The sequence below is a fragment of the Aeromicrobium sp. P2_G6 genome, assembly GCF_056403535.1.
This window is the reverse complement of sequence record NZ_JBFUFH010000007.1, coordinates 1-15944: the sequence shown is the minus strand read 5'-3', so window position 1 is coordinate 15944 and position 15944 is coordinate 1. Positions and strand designations below refer to the sequence as shown.

Annotated in this window: 24 protein-coding genes and 1 tRNA gene; 21 read left to right on the top strand and 4 right to left on the bottom strand. The window is 62.4% G+C overall.

Annotation, left to right across the window (positions count from 1 at the left end; translation table 11 throughout):
• The first annotated feature begins 6 nt into the window (after positions 1-6).
• Genes AC1DVU_RS19475 through AC1DVU_RS19465 form a run of 3 tightly spaced genes read left to right on the top strand, consistent with a single transcriptional unit; the run spans position 7 to position 2649 of the window.
• Positions 7-1005 carry a branched-chain amino acid ABC transporter permease gene (locus tag AC1DVU_RS19475; RefSeq protein ID WP_476924108.1) on the top strand — a complete coding sequence of 333 codons (999 nt, stop codon included), beginning with the start codon at positions 7-9 and terminating at the stop codon, positions 1003-1005.
• Positions 995-1903 carry an ABC transporter ATP-binding protein gene (locus AC1DVU_RS19470; RefSeq protein ID WP_476924107.1) on the top strand — a complete coding sequence of 303 codons (909 nt, stop codon included), beginning with the start codon at positions 995-997 and terminating at the stop codon, positions 1901-1903. Before AC1DVU_RS19475 ends, AC1DVU_RS19470 begins: the two co-directional genes overlap by 11 nt.
• A complete protein-coding gene (locus AC1DVU_RS19465; RefSeq protein ID WP_476924106.1) occupies positions 1903-2649 on the top strand; it encodes an ABC transporter ATP-binding protein in 747 nt (248 codons plus the stop codon). Before AC1DVU_RS19470 ends, AC1DVU_RS19465 begins: the two co-directional genes overlap by 1 nt.
• A gap of 350 nt (positions 2650-2999) precedes the next feature.
• Here the strand turns inward: AC1DVU_RS19465 and AC1DVU_RS19460 are convergent, their stop codons facing one another.
• Together AC1DVU_RS19460 and AC1DVU_RS19455 are read right to left on the bottom strand one after the other, a co-directional pair.
• Entirely contained in the window at positions 3000-4265 is a 1266-nt protein-coding gene (locus tag AC1DVU_RS19460) for an ABC transporter substrate-binding protein (protein WP_476924105.1), read from the bottom strand.
• A 138-nt stretch (positions 4266-4403) separates the two neighbouring features.
• Positions 4404-5033, bottom strand: coding sequence for an ANTAR domain-containing response regulator (locus AC1DVU_RS19455; RefSeq protein WP_476924104.1), 630 nt, complete (start codon positions 5031-5033; stop codon positions 4404-4406).
• A gap of 195 nt (positions 5034-5228) precedes the next feature.
• On the opposite strand from AC1DVU_RS19455, the gene AC1DVU_RS19450 reads away from it, so the two are divergent.
• The 6 genes from AC1DVU_RS19450 to AC1DVU_RS19425 all read left to right on the top strand — a co-directional run bounded on the left by AC1DVU_RS19450 (position 5229) and on the right by AC1DVU_RS19425 (position 7785).
• A tRNA-Leu gene (locus tag AC1DVU_RS19450) sits at positions 5229-5314 on the top strand.
• Positions 5315-5401: 87 nt separating this feature from the next.
• Complete coding sequence (locus AC1DVU_RS19445) at positions 5402-5611, top strand: hypothetical protein (RefSeq protein ID WP_476924103.1); 210 nt, start codon at positions 5402-5404, stop codon at positions 5609-5611.
• A gap of 32 nt (positions 5612-5643) precedes the next feature.
• Positions 5644-5796 (top strand): hypothetical protein, encoded by a 153-nt coding sequence (locus tag AC1DVU_RS19440; RefSeq protein ID WP_476924102.1) that lies wholly within the window; start codon positions 5644-5646, stop codon positions 5794-5796.
• On the top strand, positions 5793-6038 hold the full coding sequence (locus AC1DVU_RS19435; RefSeq protein ID WP_476924101.1) for a hypothetical protein: 246 nt from the start codon (positions 5793-5795) through the stop codon (positions 6036-6038). Before AC1DVU_RS19440 ends, AC1DVU_RS19435 begins: the two co-directional genes overlap by 4 nt.
• A 145-nt stretch (positions 6039-6183) precedes the next feature.
• A complete protein-coding gene (locus AC1DVU_RS19430; RefSeq protein WP_476924100.1) occupies positions 6184-6459 on the top strand; it encodes a hypothetical protein in 276 nt (91 codons plus the stop codon).
• 102 nt (positions 6460-6561) lie between these two features.
• Complete coding sequence (locus tag AC1DVU_RS19425) at positions 6562-7785, top strand: tyrosine-type recombinase/integrase (protein ID WP_476924099.1); 1224 nt, start codon at positions 6562-6564, stop codon at positions 7783-7785.
• Here the strand turns inward: AC1DVU_RS19425 and AC1DVU_RS19420 are convergent.
• Together AC1DVU_RS19420 and AC1DVU_RS19415 are read right to left on the bottom strand one after the other, a co-directional pair.
• Positions 7782-8042, bottom strand: a complete 261-nt coding sequence (locus tag AC1DVU_RS19420; RefSeq protein ID WP_476924098.1) for a helix-turn-helix domain-containing protein — start codon at positions 8040-8042, stop codon at positions 7782-7784. The two genes, AC1DVU_RS19425 and AC1DVU_RS19420, sit on opposite strands and share 4 nt — an antisense overlap.
• 518 nt (positions 8043-8560) lie before the next feature.
• Entirely contained in the window at positions 8561-9010 is a 450-nt protein-coding gene (locus tag AC1DVU_RS19415; protein ID WP_476924097.1) for a hypothetical protein, read from the bottom strand.
• Positions 9011-9204: 194 nt separating this feature from the next.
• On the opposite strand from AC1DVU_RS19415, the gene AC1DVU_RS19410 reads away from it, so the two are divergent.
• The 12 genes from AC1DVU_RS19410 to AC1DVU_RS19355 form a co-directional block, all read left to right on the top strand.
• Positions 9205-9492, top strand: a complete 288-nt coding sequence (locus tag AC1DVU_RS19410; protein WP_476924096.1) for a helix-turn-helix domain-containing protein — start codon at positions 9205-9207, stop codon at positions 9490-9492.
• Positions 9489-10001 carry an HNH endonuclease signature motif containing protein gene (locus AC1DVU_RS19405; protein ID WP_476924095.1) on the top strand — a complete coding sequence of 171 codons (513 nt, stop codon included), beginning with the start codon at positions 9489-9491 and terminating at the stop codon, positions 9999-10001. Before AC1DVU_RS19410 ends, AC1DVU_RS19405 begins: the two co-directional genes overlap by 4 nt.
• Before the next feature lie 587 nt (positions 10002-10588).
• Positions 10589-11032, top strand: a complete 444-nt coding sequence (locus tag AC1DVU_RS19400; RefSeq protein WP_476924094.1) for a hypothetical protein — start codon at positions 10589-10591, stop codon at positions 11030-11032.
• Positions 11029-11175: a hypothetical protein gene (locus AC1DVU_RS19395; protein WP_476924093.1), complete on the top strand. Its 147-nt coding sequence runs from the start codon at positions 11029-11031 to the stop codon at positions 11173-11175. Before AC1DVU_RS19400 ends, AC1DVU_RS19395 begins: the two co-directional genes overlap by 4 nt.
• A gap of 121 nt (positions 11176-11296) precedes the next feature.
• Entirely contained in the window at positions 11297-11689 is a 393-nt protein-coding gene (locus AC1DVU_RS19390) for a hypothetical protein (RefSeq protein WP_476924092.1), read from the top strand.
• A gap of 317 nt (positions 11690-12006) precedes the next feature.
• Entirely contained in the window at positions 12007-12216 is a 210-nt protein-coding gene (locus tag AC1DVU_RS19385) for a hypothetical protein (RefSeq protein ID WP_476924091.1), read from the top strand.
• 87 nt (positions 12217-12303) lie between these two features.
• Positions 12304-13002, top strand: a complete 699-nt coding sequence (locus tag AC1DVU_RS19380; RefSeq protein WP_476924090.1) for a lambda exonuclease family protein — start codon at positions 12304-12306, stop codon at positions 13000-13002.
• The gene (locus AC1DVU_RS19375; RefSeq protein WP_476924089.1) at positions 12999-13562 is read left to right on the top strand and encodes a hypothetical protein; all 564 of its coding nucleotides are present in this window, start codon (positions 12999-13001) and stop codon (positions 13560-13562) included. The genes AC1DVU_RS19380 and AC1DVU_RS19375 overlap by 4 nt, the downstream gene beginning before the upstream one ends.
• Before the next feature lie 127 nt (positions 13563-13689).
• Positions 13690-14052, top strand: a complete 363-nt coding sequence (locus AC1DVU_RS19370; RefSeq protein WP_476924088.1) for a hypothetical protein — start codon at positions 13690-13692, stop codon at positions 14050-14052.
• Between the two features lie 318 nt (positions 14053-14370).
• Positions 14371-14859 (top strand): hypothetical protein, encoded by a 489-nt coding sequence (locus tag AC1DVU_RS19365; protein ID WP_476924087.1) that lies wholly within the window; start codon positions 14371-14373, stop codon positions 14857-14859.
• Positions 14860-14992: 133 nt separating this feature from the next.
• On the top strand, positions 14993-15406 hold the full coding sequence (locus AC1DVU_RS19360) for a hypothetical protein (protein WP_476924086.1): 414 nt from the start codon (positions 14993-14995) through the stop codon (positions 15404-15406).
• A gap of 356 nt (positions 15407-15762) precedes the next feature.
• Positions 15763-15944, top strand: a 182-nt coding sequence (locus AC1DVU_RS19355) for a hypothetical protein (protein ID WP_476924085.1), incomplete at its 3' end; no start/stop codon positions are given.

The following is a 15944-nucleotide window of genomic DNA, read 5'->3' as shown; positions in this document are numbered from 1 at the left end:
AGAACCATGGATTGGTCAAGTGTCCTCACCGGTGCGATCGAGCAGGGAATTGGTCCGAGCGCGATCATCTACTGCCTCGCCGCCATCGGCCTCAACATCCACTTCGGCTACACCGGACTGCTCAACTTCGGTCAAGCCGCGTTCATGATGGTCGGCGGCTATGCTCTCGGCTCTTTGATCCAGACCTGGGGCTGGCCGTTGTTCCCCAGCATCATCGTCGGACTCCTGATGGCGGTCGTCCTGGCCCTCATCCTGGGTGTGCCAACCCTGCGGCTCCGCGCGGACTACCTCGCGATCGCGACGATCGCCGCCGCCGAGGCGATCCGCCAGGTGCTCGGCTCGGCCGCACTGCATGACCAGTTCGGCGGCCAGGACGGCCGTTACGGATTCGTCGACGAGATGCGGTCGCTCAACTTCGTTCCATCAGGGGGTGTGCACTTCCTGGGCCTCGACTTCCGGTCGTACGACTTCTTCATCATGATCGTCGGCTGGACGCTCGCGCTCCTGCTCTGCGGGTTCGTCTTCCTGCTGATGCGGAGCCCGTGGGGCCGTGTCCTCAAGAGCATCCGTGAGGACGAGGACGCCGTGCGAAGCCTTGGCAAGAACGTCTACTCCTACAAGATGCAGGCACTCGTGCTCGGTGGCGTCATCGGCGCCCTGGCCGGCATCATGTCGGGCTTGGCGACCAGCAACGTCGCGCCGTCGGACTTCGCGACCGACACGACGTTCTTCACCTACACGGTCCTGCTGATCGGTGGCGCTGCCCGGGTCTTCGGCCCGGTCGCTGGCGCACTGATCTTCTGGTTCTTCATCAGCGGCCTCGACCTGTTCTTCGACAAGATGACCTCGGGTGCCAACCCGACCATCCCGGCGTCGATCATGTCCGACGACCAGGCCAGCTTGATGCGACTCATCTTCCTTGGCCTGATCCTGATGCTGATCATGATCTACCGGCCACAAGGAATCTTCGGAGACAGAAGGGAGCTGGCGATCGATGCCCACTGAAACAGAGCAGACCAGCGACACCCAGGCCAAGAAGTCCGACTCCATCCTGGTCGCCGACGGGGTGACCCGGACGTTCGGTGGCCTCAAGGCGGTCGACGTCGAGCACTTCGAGATCCAGCGCGGCAAGATCACCGCCCTGATCGGGCCCAACGGAGCCGGCAAGACGACGTTCTTCAACCTGCTGACCGGCTTCGACGAGCCTGACAGCGGCGAATGGACGTTCAACGGCGAGAGCCTGCACGGCGTACCCCCCTACAAGGTCGCCCGCAAGGGCATGGTGCGCACATTCCAGCTCACCAAGGTCCTGTCCCGCCTCAAGGTCATCGAGAACATGCGCCTCGGCGCGACCGGCCAGCGGGGCGAGAAGTTCCTGCCGAGCCTGTTCAAGGGGCTCTGGAGCACCCAGGAGAAGGAGAACAGCGAACGAGCCATGGACCTGCTCGCCCGGTTCAAGCTCGACGCCAAGGCCGATGACTTCGCCGGCTCGCTCTCCGGTGGCCAGCGCAAGCTGCTGGAGATGGCCCGCGCGTTGATGGTGGACCCCGAGCTCATCATGCTCGACGAGCCGATGGCCGGCGTGAACCCGGCGCTCAAGCAGTCGCTCCTGGGTCACGTGAAGTCGCTGCGCGACGAAGGCCGTACGGTCCTGTTCGTCGAGCACGACATGGACATGGTCCGCGACATCTCCGACTGGGTCGTCGTCATGGCAGCGGGCAAGATCGTCGCGGAGGGCCCACCGGACACCGTGATGGCCAACCAGGCGGTCATCGACGCCTACCTGGGCGCCCACCACGATGCCGCGCTGACCCACGAGACCGAGGAACAGATCCTGGCCGATGCTGAGGCCGCGCTCGAAGCCGAAGTGGCCGAAGCAGAAGAAGCCGAGGAGAAGAACTGATGGCCGACTACGCCTCTCCCGAGGGCGCGATCCTGCGCGCTGACAACCTGATCGCCGGCTACCTGCCCGGCGTCAACATCCTCAACGATGCGAGCCTGCACTGCCACGAAGGCGAGCTGGTCGGCATCATCGGTCCCAACGGCGCCGGCAAGTCGACGCTGCTCAAGGCCATGTTCGGCCTCGTCAAGATCCACGAGGGCACCGTCGTGCTCAACGGCAAGGACATCACCAACCTACGCGCCGACCAGCTCGTCGCCTCGGGCGTGGGCTTCGTGCCGCAGACCAACAACGTGTTCCCGTCCCTGACGGTCTCGGAGAACCTCGAGATGGGGATGTATCTCGACCCCAAGAAGTTCAAGGAGCGGTTCGGCTACGTCACCGACATCTTCCCGCGGCTCTTCGAGCGCAAGGACCAGCGCGCGGGCTCGCTGTCGGGTGGCGAGCGCCAGATGGTCGCGATGGGCCGCGCGCTCATGATGTCGCCGTCGGTGCTGCTGCTCGACGAGCCCTCAGCGGGCCTCTCCCCTGCGCTCCAGGACGAGGTCTTCGTCCAGACCAAGCGCATCAACAGCGCGGGCGTATCGGTCGTGATGGTCGAGCAGAATGCCAGCCGCTGCCTGCAGATCTGTGACCGGGCCTACGTGCTCGACCAGGGTCGCAACGCGCACACCGGCTCGGGGCGCGACCTCATGAACGACCCCAAGGTCATCGAGCTCTACCTCGGCACCCTCGCCAAGGCACACTGACCGGAGCCAGAATCGACGGGGCCCTCGCGCATTGCGCGAGGGCCCCGTCGCATCTCCTCACCCGGGTGCCACGGATCTCCCTGCGTTCGCGCTGCCCCAGCGACGCGAACGCATGAACATCCGTCACACCCAGACTGCCGACATACGAGTCTCCCTGCGTTCGCGCTGCCCCAGCGACGCGAACGCATGATCGTCCGTCACACCCAGATTGCCGACGTGCGAATCTCCCTGCGTTCGCGCTCCCCCAGCGACGCGAACGCATGATCATCCGTCAGGCGCTGCCAGGGCATGCAGCAGGGCCCCGGCCGAAGCCGGGGCCCTGCTGGTCTAGCGGCCTTGCTGGTGCGTACTTACTCGACGACGCCGGTGACGTATTCGAGGTTCTTGTACTGGTTGTTGTCGTCGTACTGGAAGATGCCGATCGTCGCCTTCGACGGCGATCCGGTCTCGTTCATGTCAACCGGGCCAGAGACACCGTCATAGTCGATGTCCTTGCCGTCCTTGACCAGCGCCAGGCAGTCGGCGTAGGCGGTGCACTTCTCGCCACCCTCGGAGACTTCCTTGATCTTCTTGGACAGGGCGACACCGTCGTCGCTCTTGGCCGCCTCGGCAGCGAGTGCCGTGAGGACCGTCGCGTCGTACGACTCAGGACCGTAGGTGAAGTCCTTGAGCTTCGGGTTGACCTCGAGCAGGCGAGCCTTGAAGTCATCCTTCAGCTGCGCACCCGGGTAGGTCGACTTGACGCCCTTCAGGGTTCCCTTCGGGAAGTCCTTGCTGTAGTCGGCGGTGTTGCCGTCCACGAAGTACGTCTTGACGTCCTTGGGGCCGATGCCCGCAGCCTCGAGGCCGGGAACGATCTTGGTGGCCTCGTTGAACGAGATGACCACGACAGCGTCGGGCTTGCTGTCCTTGATCTTCTGGATCTCCGAGGTGTAGGAGGTCGCGTCGACGCTGTAGAGCACCTTCGCGGCGACCGTTCCACCCTGGTCCTTGATCGTCTTCTCGACGTTGTTGGCGAGCGCCTCACCGTACGCCTCCTGGCGCGCGATGATCGCGACGTTCTTGGCGCCGTCCTTGAGGACGAGGTTGCCGAGCACGTTGCCCTGGAGCACGTCGGACGGAGCCGTACGGAAGTAGAGGCCCTTGTCGTCGTAGGTGTCGAAGGCGGTCGACGTGTTGGCCGGGGAGAACTCCACGACACCAGCGCCGACGATCTTGTCGATGACACTCAGCGAGACGCTCGAAGAGGCCGCACCGACGATGACGTCAGCCTTGGCAGCGAGCAGCTTGTCGACCGAGCCGGGCGCGATCTTCGGCGTACCGTCGCCGGAGTCTGCCTTGGACTGTGCGACGGGCTTGCCGAGCACTCCGCCGGCGTCGTTGATGTCCTTGACCGCGAGGTCGACACCAGCGAACTCCGGGGGGCCGAGGAAGGCGAGGTCACCGGTCGACGGCAGGAGGGTGCCGACCGTCAGGACTCCGTCGCCCTTGGCTGCGGGGGCGTCGGTCTTCTTGTCCTTGTCGCCTTCGCTGTCGCCGCCGCCACATGCAGCGAGAACAAGCGCGCTCGCGGCCACGACGGCCGCGAGGCGGATCGTCTGGGTACTGCGTTTCATCAATCCTCCGGATTTGTAGAAAGCCCATGGCCCGTGCCAGGGAGCGTGTACGTACTGATGAACTTAGTCTTTTCAGGGGTCAATTGTGTCAACGAGCCGATTACGGCAAGTAACGTAGCCAATTTGTAACCAGCGCGATCATCCCGGGCTGTCGACGGACGATCCGAGCTCGGGTCCGTGGTCGATCACGCCCTGCGCGACCTGCTGCATCGTCAGTCTCAGGTCCATCGCCGTGCGCTGGATCCAGCGGAACGCGTCCGGCTCACTGATGCTCAGCGCTTCCTGCAGCAGGCCCTTGGCACGCTCGATCGCCTTGCGGGTCGCGAGCTGGTCGGTGAGGTCTCCGACCTCGTGCTCGAGGGCCGTGATCTCGGCGAAGCGGCTCATTGCCATCTCGATCGCCGGGACCAGGTCGGACTTGGTGAACGGCTTGACCAGGTAGGCCATCGCGCCGGAGTCGCGAGCCCGTTCGACGAGCTCGCGCTGGCTGAAGGCCGTCAGCATCACGACGGGCGCGATGCGGGCCTGGGCGATCTGGGAGGCCGCCGCAATGCCGTCGAGCTTGGGCATCTTGACGTCCATCACGACCAGATCGGGCCGGAGCGCCATCGCGAGCTCGATTGCCTCCTCGCCGTCGCCGGCCTGACCGACGACGTCGTAGCCCTCCTCGGCGAGCATCTCGGCGAGGTCGAGCCGTATCAGCGCCTCGTCCTCGGCGATCACGACACGCGGTGAGGGCCGTCCCGATTCCGGCGCTTGATCTGTCACATGAGAAGGTTATCCCGCACGTGAACGCACGTTGGGCTTGCCCGACCACGTGCGGGCTTGCCCGCACGTGAACGCAGGTTGGGCTTGCCCGACCACGTGCGGGCTTGCCCGCACGTGAACCGCAGCTCTGGTCACCTGACCGGACGCGGGCTCGCGGGCACAAGCGCGCTGGTCGGCTCGACCGGCAGCGGGTATGCCGGGTTGGCGGAATGGTAGACGCGACGGTCTCAAAAACCGTTGTCCGCAAGGGCGTGCGGGTTCGAATCCCGCACCCGGCACCAACATAAGTGCAGGTCAGGCCCCACAAAAACATCAGCCAGTTGTCCATTTACCATTGGCGTACCCGCACTACTCGCATACAATGGAGTATGAGCCAAGACGAAATCGAACCGATGGTCACGCTGCGGATGCCACTCTCCAATTGGCGGGGAATCGTCAACGGGATCGAGAAGTGGGTTGGCGACAGCGCCAGCAGTGACGAGATCGAGATACTTCGGGACATCGAGCTTGTCGACGGTGACGAGAGCGCTATCTGGTGGCTGAACGGCTACTACGACGACCCCGAGGCCACCGTATGAGTACCGAGCGTCCAGACCTAAGGAGAACCCGCATGGACATCGCCGAATTCCTTAAAGCACGACTCGCCGAGGACGAAGCCACGGCGAGGGATGCACTAGAGATTGGCCTCTTGGCTCGCGTCAAGCTTTTCGCCACCGTCGCCACCCGTCGCGCCATCCGCATCGTTCGTGGGCCATCCGCATGAAGGCCTCAGCCACGCTCGCCTACATCCGGTTCCTGATCGGCACCGCGTCGGAAGCGGAATCGTCCGGGCTTTTGGAGTCGATTGACTGGCACGCGTCTCAGGCGCTCGACGCGTGTGCGTTGCAAGAGGCGCAGGCTCGGGCATGGGACGAGGGATTCGTCGCGCAGGGCGAGATGTCCTTCGACAGCGACGGCAAACCGATGATGCGCGTCACCAACCCGTACCGAGAGGCCGCCGTATGAGCAGTATTCGCGACGGTTTCGGATGGACCAACTTCCGCTTCCTCGACAATGACCCGCGATGCGATGGCTGCGGTTGCCCAGAATCCTCCGGTGAGCACGGGATGGACTGCCACCGATACGCCCCCACCAACCGAGAGGCCACCGTATGAGTGCCGTCGCAAACAACACCACCGACGCCGAGATTCTGGATGCCGCGCTTGAGGCTTACGGTGCGGTGTCATTCGAGGCGTACGAAGCGGGTTCCGACTTCGACCACGAGATGGCAACTCGCGCACTCCTCACCGCTGTTGAGCCGCTGATCCGTCAACGAATCGCAGCCGAAGTGGAAGCGGAAGCATACTCCTACCCGACGCATGACACCGAGGTCGGATTCAACGATGCCATCGAAGAACTGGCACGCAAGATTCGGGAGTCGTCGTGAGCGCATGGTGGCGGCACTGCTCGTGCCCACTATTCGGTATGAGCGCACTTTGGCGGATCGGAACAGATCCCGCATGCCCGCGCCACGGCACTCGGCGCGCTGATGCCTAAGCCCACGAGATACGTTGCGAAGTCCGGTGCTGTTTCCTGGCGTGTCAAATTCCGTATCGGTACAGGCACGCGGTCAGAAACATTCGCCACCAAAAAAGACGCCGACAGATTCTGCAAACTCATCGACGCAATGGGCGGCGCAAGAGCACGCGCCGTCATGAACGAAACCGAAGCGACCGCCGTCACAGACCACCTCGTCACCGACGTCGCGTTGAAGTGGCTCGCATGGAAAGGGCAGAAACGCGCAGACGGTTCGCCCAAACGCGTCAACTCCACCTACACCATCGACCGCTACGGCCAACTCATCCGTAACCAAATCCTCCCCCACCTCGGCACACGCCCCATCAACCTCCTATCCGAACGCGACATACAAGAATGGGTCGACGAGTTGGGCGACGAGCTCTCGGCGAAAACAGTCGCCGACGCACACTCCGTCCTCCACTCCATCTACAAATGGGCCGGCCAAAAAGCACAAGGGCTCGCGATCATCGACCCCTGCACCGAAACCGTCCTACCCAAACGCAAAAAGAACGTCGCCAAGGGACTGCGTCCAGACGAGTGGCAGATCCTCCACGCAGCCGCACGCGAAGTCTCAGAAGACGCAGCCGACCTGTTGCTGTTCCTGGTTCACTCCGGTTGGCGCTGGTCCGAAGCTGCGGCCGTGAGGTCACAGGATGTTGACGACCGCGGCGAGGATGGACTCTGGGTCACCATGGGCCGCGTCATGCGTCGTGGCGCACACGGCAGATTCGAATTCGTAGACGACGAAGCCAAATCCATGGCCGGACTCAGACGCATCAAAATGTCACGAGAAGCCGCAACAATGATCCGCCACAGACGTGTAGGACTCGCCCAAGACGACCTACTCTTCACCAACGAAACAGGCGGCAAGTGGTACTACACCGGGTTCACCGCACGCTACTGGACCAGACCCATCAACTACCGTGACGCAGCACCAAACCGGCCACGCATCCTCGAAGTCGCAAAGGCAATGGGCCTCACGCGACCCGTCCAACTACATATGACAAGACATACTCACGCTGTACTCATGCTCCTATCCGGCGAACCAATGGCCGCCGTACAAAAACGCATGGGCCACGAAGACATCACCACCACCGTCCGCGTCTACGGCTCACTCATCGCCGACGTATCCGACAAGGGCCTCGACGCATTCGAAACCGCCTTGGCCGGTGGGGTTCCCAAGCTCGAGGCTTAGACCGGCGCGAACCCCTCCGCGTTCATCAGCTCGGCAGGCGTGACCTCGAGCGCCTCTGCGATCCGCCCGATGTCGTCCGCATTGAACACACGATCGCCCGCGAGGCTGCGATGCAGCGTCATGTGGTTGATCCCCGACGCTGCCGCCGCTTGGCGGATAGACATACCGCTGCGGAAGATCGCCGCCGAGATCTGATCGTTCAGATATTCGGCGAAGGTTCGCCCCTGGCCATCGCGGAGTCCTGCGTGGGAGCGCACGCCTCATCATGAGTGCTACAACCTGTCCGGCGGGGGTTAACGCAAACATCGTCTTGCAGTGTCACAAATTTGTGACACGTTAGAGGTCAAAGATGGGCCGTCTCAAATCTGTGACACGGTTGTGGGCGGAGGAGAGGGAGGGGGTAGCTATGGCCAACACACCGAAACGGACGTTCCGATCACCTGGCCGGATCTGGAATCTGGCGGTGCGCAAATCGAAGCGGACCGGTAAGCCGATCGCCCACGTACTGAACGAGTGCTTGTGGGTGTGGACCAAAGACGAGCGCGAAAGACGCCGGGATTCCAGCGACGACTAAAGGTGCCATGACACCTGGGCGGCGAATCCGTAACCTTTTCCGCTCAGGTGCCCCACCCTTTGGCTATGCCTTTCACATTCCTGGAGGCACTCGGGGTCAGGATCGTTGAAGTCGACGACTTGGGGCCGGATGCCCGATATCTGCCAAGCCTTCGACTGCTGCTAGTCGAGTCCACGCTAGACGACGCTGGTCGAGACCGAGTCAGTGATCTGGTTCTTCCTGGTGCGTTTGATCTGAGCGAAGCAAGTTGATGTCCTCGCCCTCGTCCCGCACGACTTCGTTGCGCATCTTCTCAGCAGAGCGTTTGCCATGCTCCGTACCTGCTTCCTCGGTCACGATTACTCGGATCAGTTCGTCCAACGCTTTGCGCTGGTCGCGGTTCAGTCGGTTCGCCAGAGGGGTCGGCTTGTATGGCCCGAGCTCTCCCTGTGGCTGGCCGGCTAGATCGCGCAACTCCGTCACCTTCAGGTCAAGGGCGTCGGCGAGAGCTTGGAGAACATCCTCGCTCGGACGCTTGGCGTGCTTGCCCTTGAAGTAGTTGGCGAAGGTTCCACGATGGACCGTGTGGCCTTTCGCCTCGGCCCGAGCAACCACGACGTCAAGGCCATCAGTGCCCTTGGCTTCGTTGAGCCGATCGGAAAGCGCGGTCATAGGCACAAATTTCCTCCGTGTTGGCGTGCATGGCAAACCCCATTGTGCAGGCCTTATGCACAAATTCCATCTTTGTAAGACTCATTTGCGCGCAAAACCTTCACAAAAACACTTGCGCTTTGCCAATTCGTTATGCACACTGGTAGTAAGTCGTTGACGACAAACGACACAGAGAACTAGAGTGAGGCGATCAGATGTACCCCGATCAGCAGTGGAGGCTAGAGGTGAAACTCAAGAGCTACAAGGCGCTCCGAGAGTTCATGGATCACCACGAACTCAAGACCGCATACGCCCTGGCGAAGAAGGCCGGACTGAAGCCCGGAGCGGTCGGACACATCGTTTCCGGTCGCCGCGACAGGTGCTCACTGAAGACCGCCAGCGCCATCGAAAAGGCGCTCGAGTGCCCCACCGGCTTTCTCTTCGATCGCAAAATGTCGCAAGTCGCTGACACAATGCGACAGAGCGAACGGTTGAGCGCATGAGCCTAATGGCCGAACTTCAGAGGCGCGCCGATCCACCCAAGGAGCGCCGGCCCGACAGCGTAAGCGGGCGTCTCCGCACCCACGTCAAGCTCGAGGCGCGCATCCTTCGACGCATCCAAGTGACACCGGAAGGGTGCTGGCAATGGACCGGAGGCCTGAGTGATGGCTACGGGACCGTCTACATGAACGGCGCGAACCGCAGGTCGCACCGTGCGGCCTACCTGATCTTGGTCGGCCCGGTCCCCGACGGTCTCGACCTAGACCACCTCTGTCGCAACAGGGCCTGCTGCAACCCCGAACACCTCGAACCTGTAACGCGCAGCGTGAACTCGCTCCGCGGCATCGGCCCAGAGCTGGCTCGTCAGCGCAGGCGCGCAATCACCCATTGCGCCCAGGGCCACGAATTCACCGAAGAGAGTGTCAACAAGAAGGGCTATCGCGGCTGCCGCACCTGCCAGCGGGCCAGCAGTCTCCGATACCTAGCGAGAAAGAGAGCGGCCCTGAAATGAAGGACCTGTATTCGATGGAGTACGTCGCGAAGCGCTACGGCCTGACTCACAAGCAGCTCGTCACGAAATGTTCAAGTTCCATCTCGCCATGGCCCCACATGCGACCCAGTGCGCGCAAGTCCTCAACGTGGCTTTTCTCGGCGGAGGATCTCGAGGCGATTGAGCAGCGGATTCGCACACGTGAGGTGTCGGTCGACTCTTGGGGCCGCACCAAAGCGAGAGCGTCATGACCGCAATGCAGCGCCGCGTAATGGCCCGCCCACCTCTCCCCCGCGCTGATGTTGAGGATCGCGCGCAGGTCCGTGCCAAGTCGTTGTCGTTTCGCGCGAATCTTGAGGCCGCGGTTCTGGCTCGTACCCATTCGCAGTCGTGCGGCGTGTGTGGCTCGGTGCAGGTGTGGACGGGTTCGCTCGATGAGTGGTTGTCGAAGTCCGCAGCTTGGGTTGATGTTCATGATTGCGTGGCCGTCGCATGAGTCGCATTCTGTTGATTGCGTTCGTCATCGGTGCGCCGTGTGCTGGTTTGTTCGTCATTGCGTTCGTGCTTGATGAGGCCGCGAAGATTGCGGAGTCGCGGCGGGCTGGACGATGAAGACGCCGATTGAGGTTTCCGAGATCCGTGCTGGCGACAAGATCCTCGCGACATACAAGGTGTTCGACGCGGAGTACGAGGTCACCTACATATCATCCGCCGATCGAAGCCCGTGGAAGTCCAAGCGCGAAGTCGACATGGGCTCGGAGGTGAAGCACTTCCTCTTGGACCGCCCGAAGCCGCCCGTTGACCTGCCGACCGAGCCGAGCCTTGGTTGGGCCGATGGTCAGCTTGGGTTCTGGAACGAGTGGAAGGGAACGCTCAACGGGCGGTTCGCCAACGGGCACGTATCCCAAGCACCGCGGCCAGACAACTACGTTGCCGCAACCGCCGTCCCAACGTCTGTGCTGAAGGCATTGAAGGATGCGTGGCCCTGGGATGCGCCGACACCCGTCGCCAAGTTCCTCGCAGCCGTTGACGACACGGAGGCCACATCATGACCCGCACCGATCTTGCGTCCCTGCTGATTAACACGTTGATGGATAACGAGTTGGAGCGTCAACGTTTGCGCAATGGTTCGCAGCGTCCCGTTCGGCATCTGTCGTTGGTGCCGCCGCTGGTTGACGATGCGGACGAGTCATGAGTCGTTCATCGGCCGCTCGTCGTTCTGCGGAGTCTCGTCGCTGCCCGAAGTGCAATCGGAAGTCGGCGCAGGTGCAACATCTTCGACAAATTCCATATCACCGCCAACGAAAGGCACCGCCATGCCGAACATTGAACCTGCCGTGAACATCCCGCTTCTGCGCAAGGCCATCGAGTGGGCCGAAGCCGAAGCCGCGAAACCGTGGGAGTTGTCCGAGTGGAATCAGGGCTGGTGGATGAGCGAGCCGGCCTTGGTGCGCCCCTCATATGACCTCATCGATGCGGGGCTGGCAAGGCGTGACCAAGCAAAGGCGCCCGAGTGTGGAACCTGCTACTGCATTGCGGGCTTCGTGGCCGCAGAGACACAGAACGTTCACGATCCGTTCCTGGCTCGCGACACGGCGGCCGACGCGCTCGGGCTTGACGAGGATCAAGCCGACGAACTCTTTGACGGCGGCAACAACATCGCCGACGTTCGCCGCGTCGCCGAGTCGATCGCCGGTGAGCGGCTGTGAACATGACACCCGAGATGGCCGCGCTACTTGACGCATACGCCGACCTCGCCACAACACTCACCGAAGACCTCGACGCACGACTCGACCGACTCGCCAGCGACTGCGCATGACCCGCGAAAGTTGGGACATCGCCACCGCCGCTTGTGCCGTCCTCGCGCTACTCGTCCTCGCGCTGTGGACCAACCTGTCGAGGCTGCCATGAACGACGACGAGCTCGAGGACGGTTGCCCCGATTGTTTGCCGCGTTCCGAATGCCTCAGCTGTGCCGATGACCGCAGATTCCATGAAGACCGCGACAACAGATGCGAGGAGGGGCTATGAGCGGCGTCCGTGTGACCAATCTGGGAATCGTCTACAACGGCGAGCGCATGGTCGGTTACGTCGACCGACACGACCCTGAGAACAGGAGGCGCAGCTCGTTGTGGCGCGCAGTCCTTGAGGGCGGCCGATACAAGTACGGATTCAAAACCCGCCGCGCCGCCGTCGAGTGGCTGACGGTCGGCCACTTTGACAAGGCCAACCGGTGACCGACGACGAGGGCACCGGCCGTAGCTGCTGGGCGTGCCGGGGCGACATGTTCACACAAACCATCACCGAGCCAAAGGACAACAACGATGACGTTGCATGAGTACAAGGATCTCGAGCAGGGATCAGACTCCTGGCTGGATGCAAGACGCGGAATGATAACGGCGTCAACTATTGGCCGGCTCATCACCCCGAAAACGCTGAAACCAGCCGGCAATCCTGAGTCGCGTGCGTTGATCGCGGAACTGGCTGCCGAACGCATCACGGGCTGGAGCGAGACCGTGTATGTCAACGCCGACATGGAGCGGGGTGTCGAGTCGGAACCGTTGGCGCGCGACCTGTACTCGGAGCACTACGGCATCCCCGTGGCAGAGACCGGCTTCATGGTCGAGGACAACCTGGGCGGCAAGGGTTTCCGATTCGGCTACTCCCCGGATGGCCTTGTTGGTGACGACGGGTTGATCGAGGCTAAGGCCCCCCGCGCGAAGACGCACATTCAGACGATCCTGTCGGGTGAGGTGCCGCTGTACAACATGGCGCAGGTTCAGGCGGGGTTGCTTGTTTCGGGCCGTGAGTGGTTGGACTTTTTGTCGTACCACGGTGGGTTGCCGATGTGGCGGAAGCGTGTGACGCCCGACCCGCGATGGTTCGCAGCAATCCTCCAGACCGTCGAAGAGGCCGAGCTCGCTATTGAGTCGATGGTCAACCGATACCAGGGCGCAGTCATTGGGCTCCCAACAACCGAACGCATCGTCGATCCCTTTGAAGTGGAGTTGAAGCTCGCATGAAGATCACCGCACCCCCACGTTCAGATCAATTGAACGGTGACGATTTCAGCGGAGGAAGATCCGCCACGGTCACCATTGCAGACGTCAAGGAAGGCAGCACAGACCTCGCGCTTTACGACATCAATCTTGTTGAGGTTGAGCGTCGTGTGTGGCGCCCGCCGTTGACCATCCTGCGCTTGCTCATGGCGATGTGGGGCGACGAGGCAGCCGACTGGGTGGGGCGCAAGGTCACCCTGTACCGCGATGACACCGTGAAGGTCGGCAAAGAGGTCATGGGCGGGATCAGGGTTTCCCATGCCTCCCACCTGCCCACTGGTGACAAGCCGTTCGCGGTGCGGATCACGTCCACCCGTGGTCGCAAGGCACCGTTCACGATCTTGCCCCTCGCCGAGGATGCCCCAACCAGCACGCCGGCTCAGACGCACACGGAACCAACTGCCGCCGAGATCGCATCGTCAACGGACGCCGACCAATTGCGCGCTTGGTGGAAGGCGTCGTCCCCGGAACGCCGGGCACAGATCGAAGCGCGCGTGGCCGAGCTGACGGGTGCGGGCGAATGAGCCATCACGAGACGCCGGAATCCATCGAGGCCGATCGGGACGCAGCGAACGCGGATCACGAGGGTCGCGCGTCCGATGCCGCCTATGAGCAATTCGCCAAGGCTGTCAGCAATTACAGGGCGAACCGATGAGCGTCATCGAGTTGTCGTGGCCGATGAAGGAAACGTTGAACGCGAACCAGCGTTTGCATTGGGCGCAACGGTCGGCACGGACTAGGAATCTGCGACAGGTTGCGTACTCGTTCGGGCTGCACGCGACACCGATGGAACGTGCGTCGCTGGTGGTTGCGATCGGTTGGCCTGACAAGCGCCGCCGTGACGCACACAACCTGATGCCGACGATCAAGGCGTGCATTGATGGCTTCGTTGATGCGGGTGTGCTGCCTGATGATTCTGACGCGCATCTTGTTGGCCCTGATTTGCGGCCGTTCGTTGCTGGTGGCCGTGGCTACGTCAAGCTCGCCTTTACGTTCACGGAGATCTTCGCATGACTCTTCTCCCCCGGCTGCCTGTGGAGTTCATCATTCAGCTGCGTCCTCATTGTGGGATGCGCGCGTATGCGGTCGCTGGTCGTATCCACGTGTGCGGCGTTTGCGATCAGGAAGTCCCCGTGTCTGACAACGAGTGGGAGTTATGGAAGCCCGATGTCACACCGTTGCGCGGAGAGGTCATCACATGACCGTCTCGTGTCCGGCTTGTTTGGGTCTCGATCCGTCACGTTTCGGCGTCACATGGCGGCACCTCTGCGATTCCCACCTTGACCACTTCATTCGTTACGGCCATGTCGAACCTCCCCGAAAGGCAACCTCATGAAGCAACCCATTGAACCGTCCGACATCCGCGTTGGGGATCTGATTCGGAGTGAAGCGAGGGGCGACTCGTTCGGCGGCAGCGTGCCCCTTGTTGCCAGCGAGTGGATCGCCACCGCAGACGAAATTGGCGGGGACTACAACTCCGTACGGCTCTACCTTCTTGACCGTCCCGAGCCTGCCGTCGAGTTGCCGACCGAGAGCACGCTGGGATGGCTGTCGGTCGAATCTCGCGGGGTGGGTTGGCGCAGGCTCGCGCACTGGAACTTCCCCCGCATCAGCATGGATGGCGCCACTCATGCCCAGAACGAATGGGGCGTCAACGTAGTAGTCGACATTGACACGAAGAATCCGGCGTTCGTTGCTGCAACCGCTGTCCCGACCGCCGCACTGGACGAGTTGCGTGCGGCTGAGGGCAATTTCTTCCGGAGCGAAACACAGGTCGCAATCCGGAAGTTCCTCGCAGCGATTGACGAGGCAACCAAATGAGACGACTCATGTTCTACATCTGCGCCGCCCTCAACCACGGCCACGTTGTCAACGCCGACTCGCACCCATCACTCCGACACCGCAACAACCACGCACCCACCTTCGTATGCCTCCGCTGCAAAGGAACCGTCCAATGAGTGCCGGTAACCGCGGCTTCGGACCCTGGGACGACAAACTGCTCGCGCTCCCCGATGGTGCATGGCGGTTCGACCCATTCGCCAAGGTCATGCGATTCGTCCCCGCACCAAATGTTGCCGACAACTGGGCCGAGCTCGACGTACGCCCACAAGACTGCGGCACCAAGAAGGGTTACGCGTTCCACATCCGCTACAAGGAGCCGACGTGCTCCGAATGCCGGGCCGCACACGCAGCGGAACGGTTGCGCATTGCCCGCGAGAAGGGTTACGCGCATCGCGAACTTCAGCCCTGTGGGACTCGAGCCGCATACCAGCGCCACATCAGGGACGGTTCGGTGCCGTGCGACGACTGCCGTGCAGCCGAACGCGACCACGCCGCGATGCGCCGCGCAGAACGGAAAGCCGCATGAGGGATGTCAAAACCACTGTCCACAAGGACCCCACACAACCTCGCAAGGTGTCGCACTACTGCGGTTCAATTGAAGCAGCCCCGGAGAAGGCTGCAACCTCGCTCCAGGGCCTAACCAAATCCGCACCCGCACCAGCAAAGACACAGGGAGCATCAATGGCCTCACCTCAGGATAAACCAGCCCTCAGACCAGACGACCCAAGGCACGGAACAACCCGCGGATTCCACGCCGGCTGCCGTGACGCATGCTGCCGCCGAGCCATCGCCCGATACGAGAAGCTCACCAAGCACCGCCGTCGCGCCGGCATCTCGTGGGCAATACCCGCCACTGGCACGCAGCGCCGACTCCAGGCCCTCATGGCCCTCGGATGGACCAGTACGCAAATCGCGCACGAAGCGGGCTGGGGGAACCGCAACGGCGTATTCCGCATCCTCCACGGGCAAAAGGGGCGGCCCTGCCTATGGGTTGAACGCAAGACATACCGCACCGTGGCCGAGGTCTACGAGCGGCTGCACATGACCGTCCCCGAACACACCCC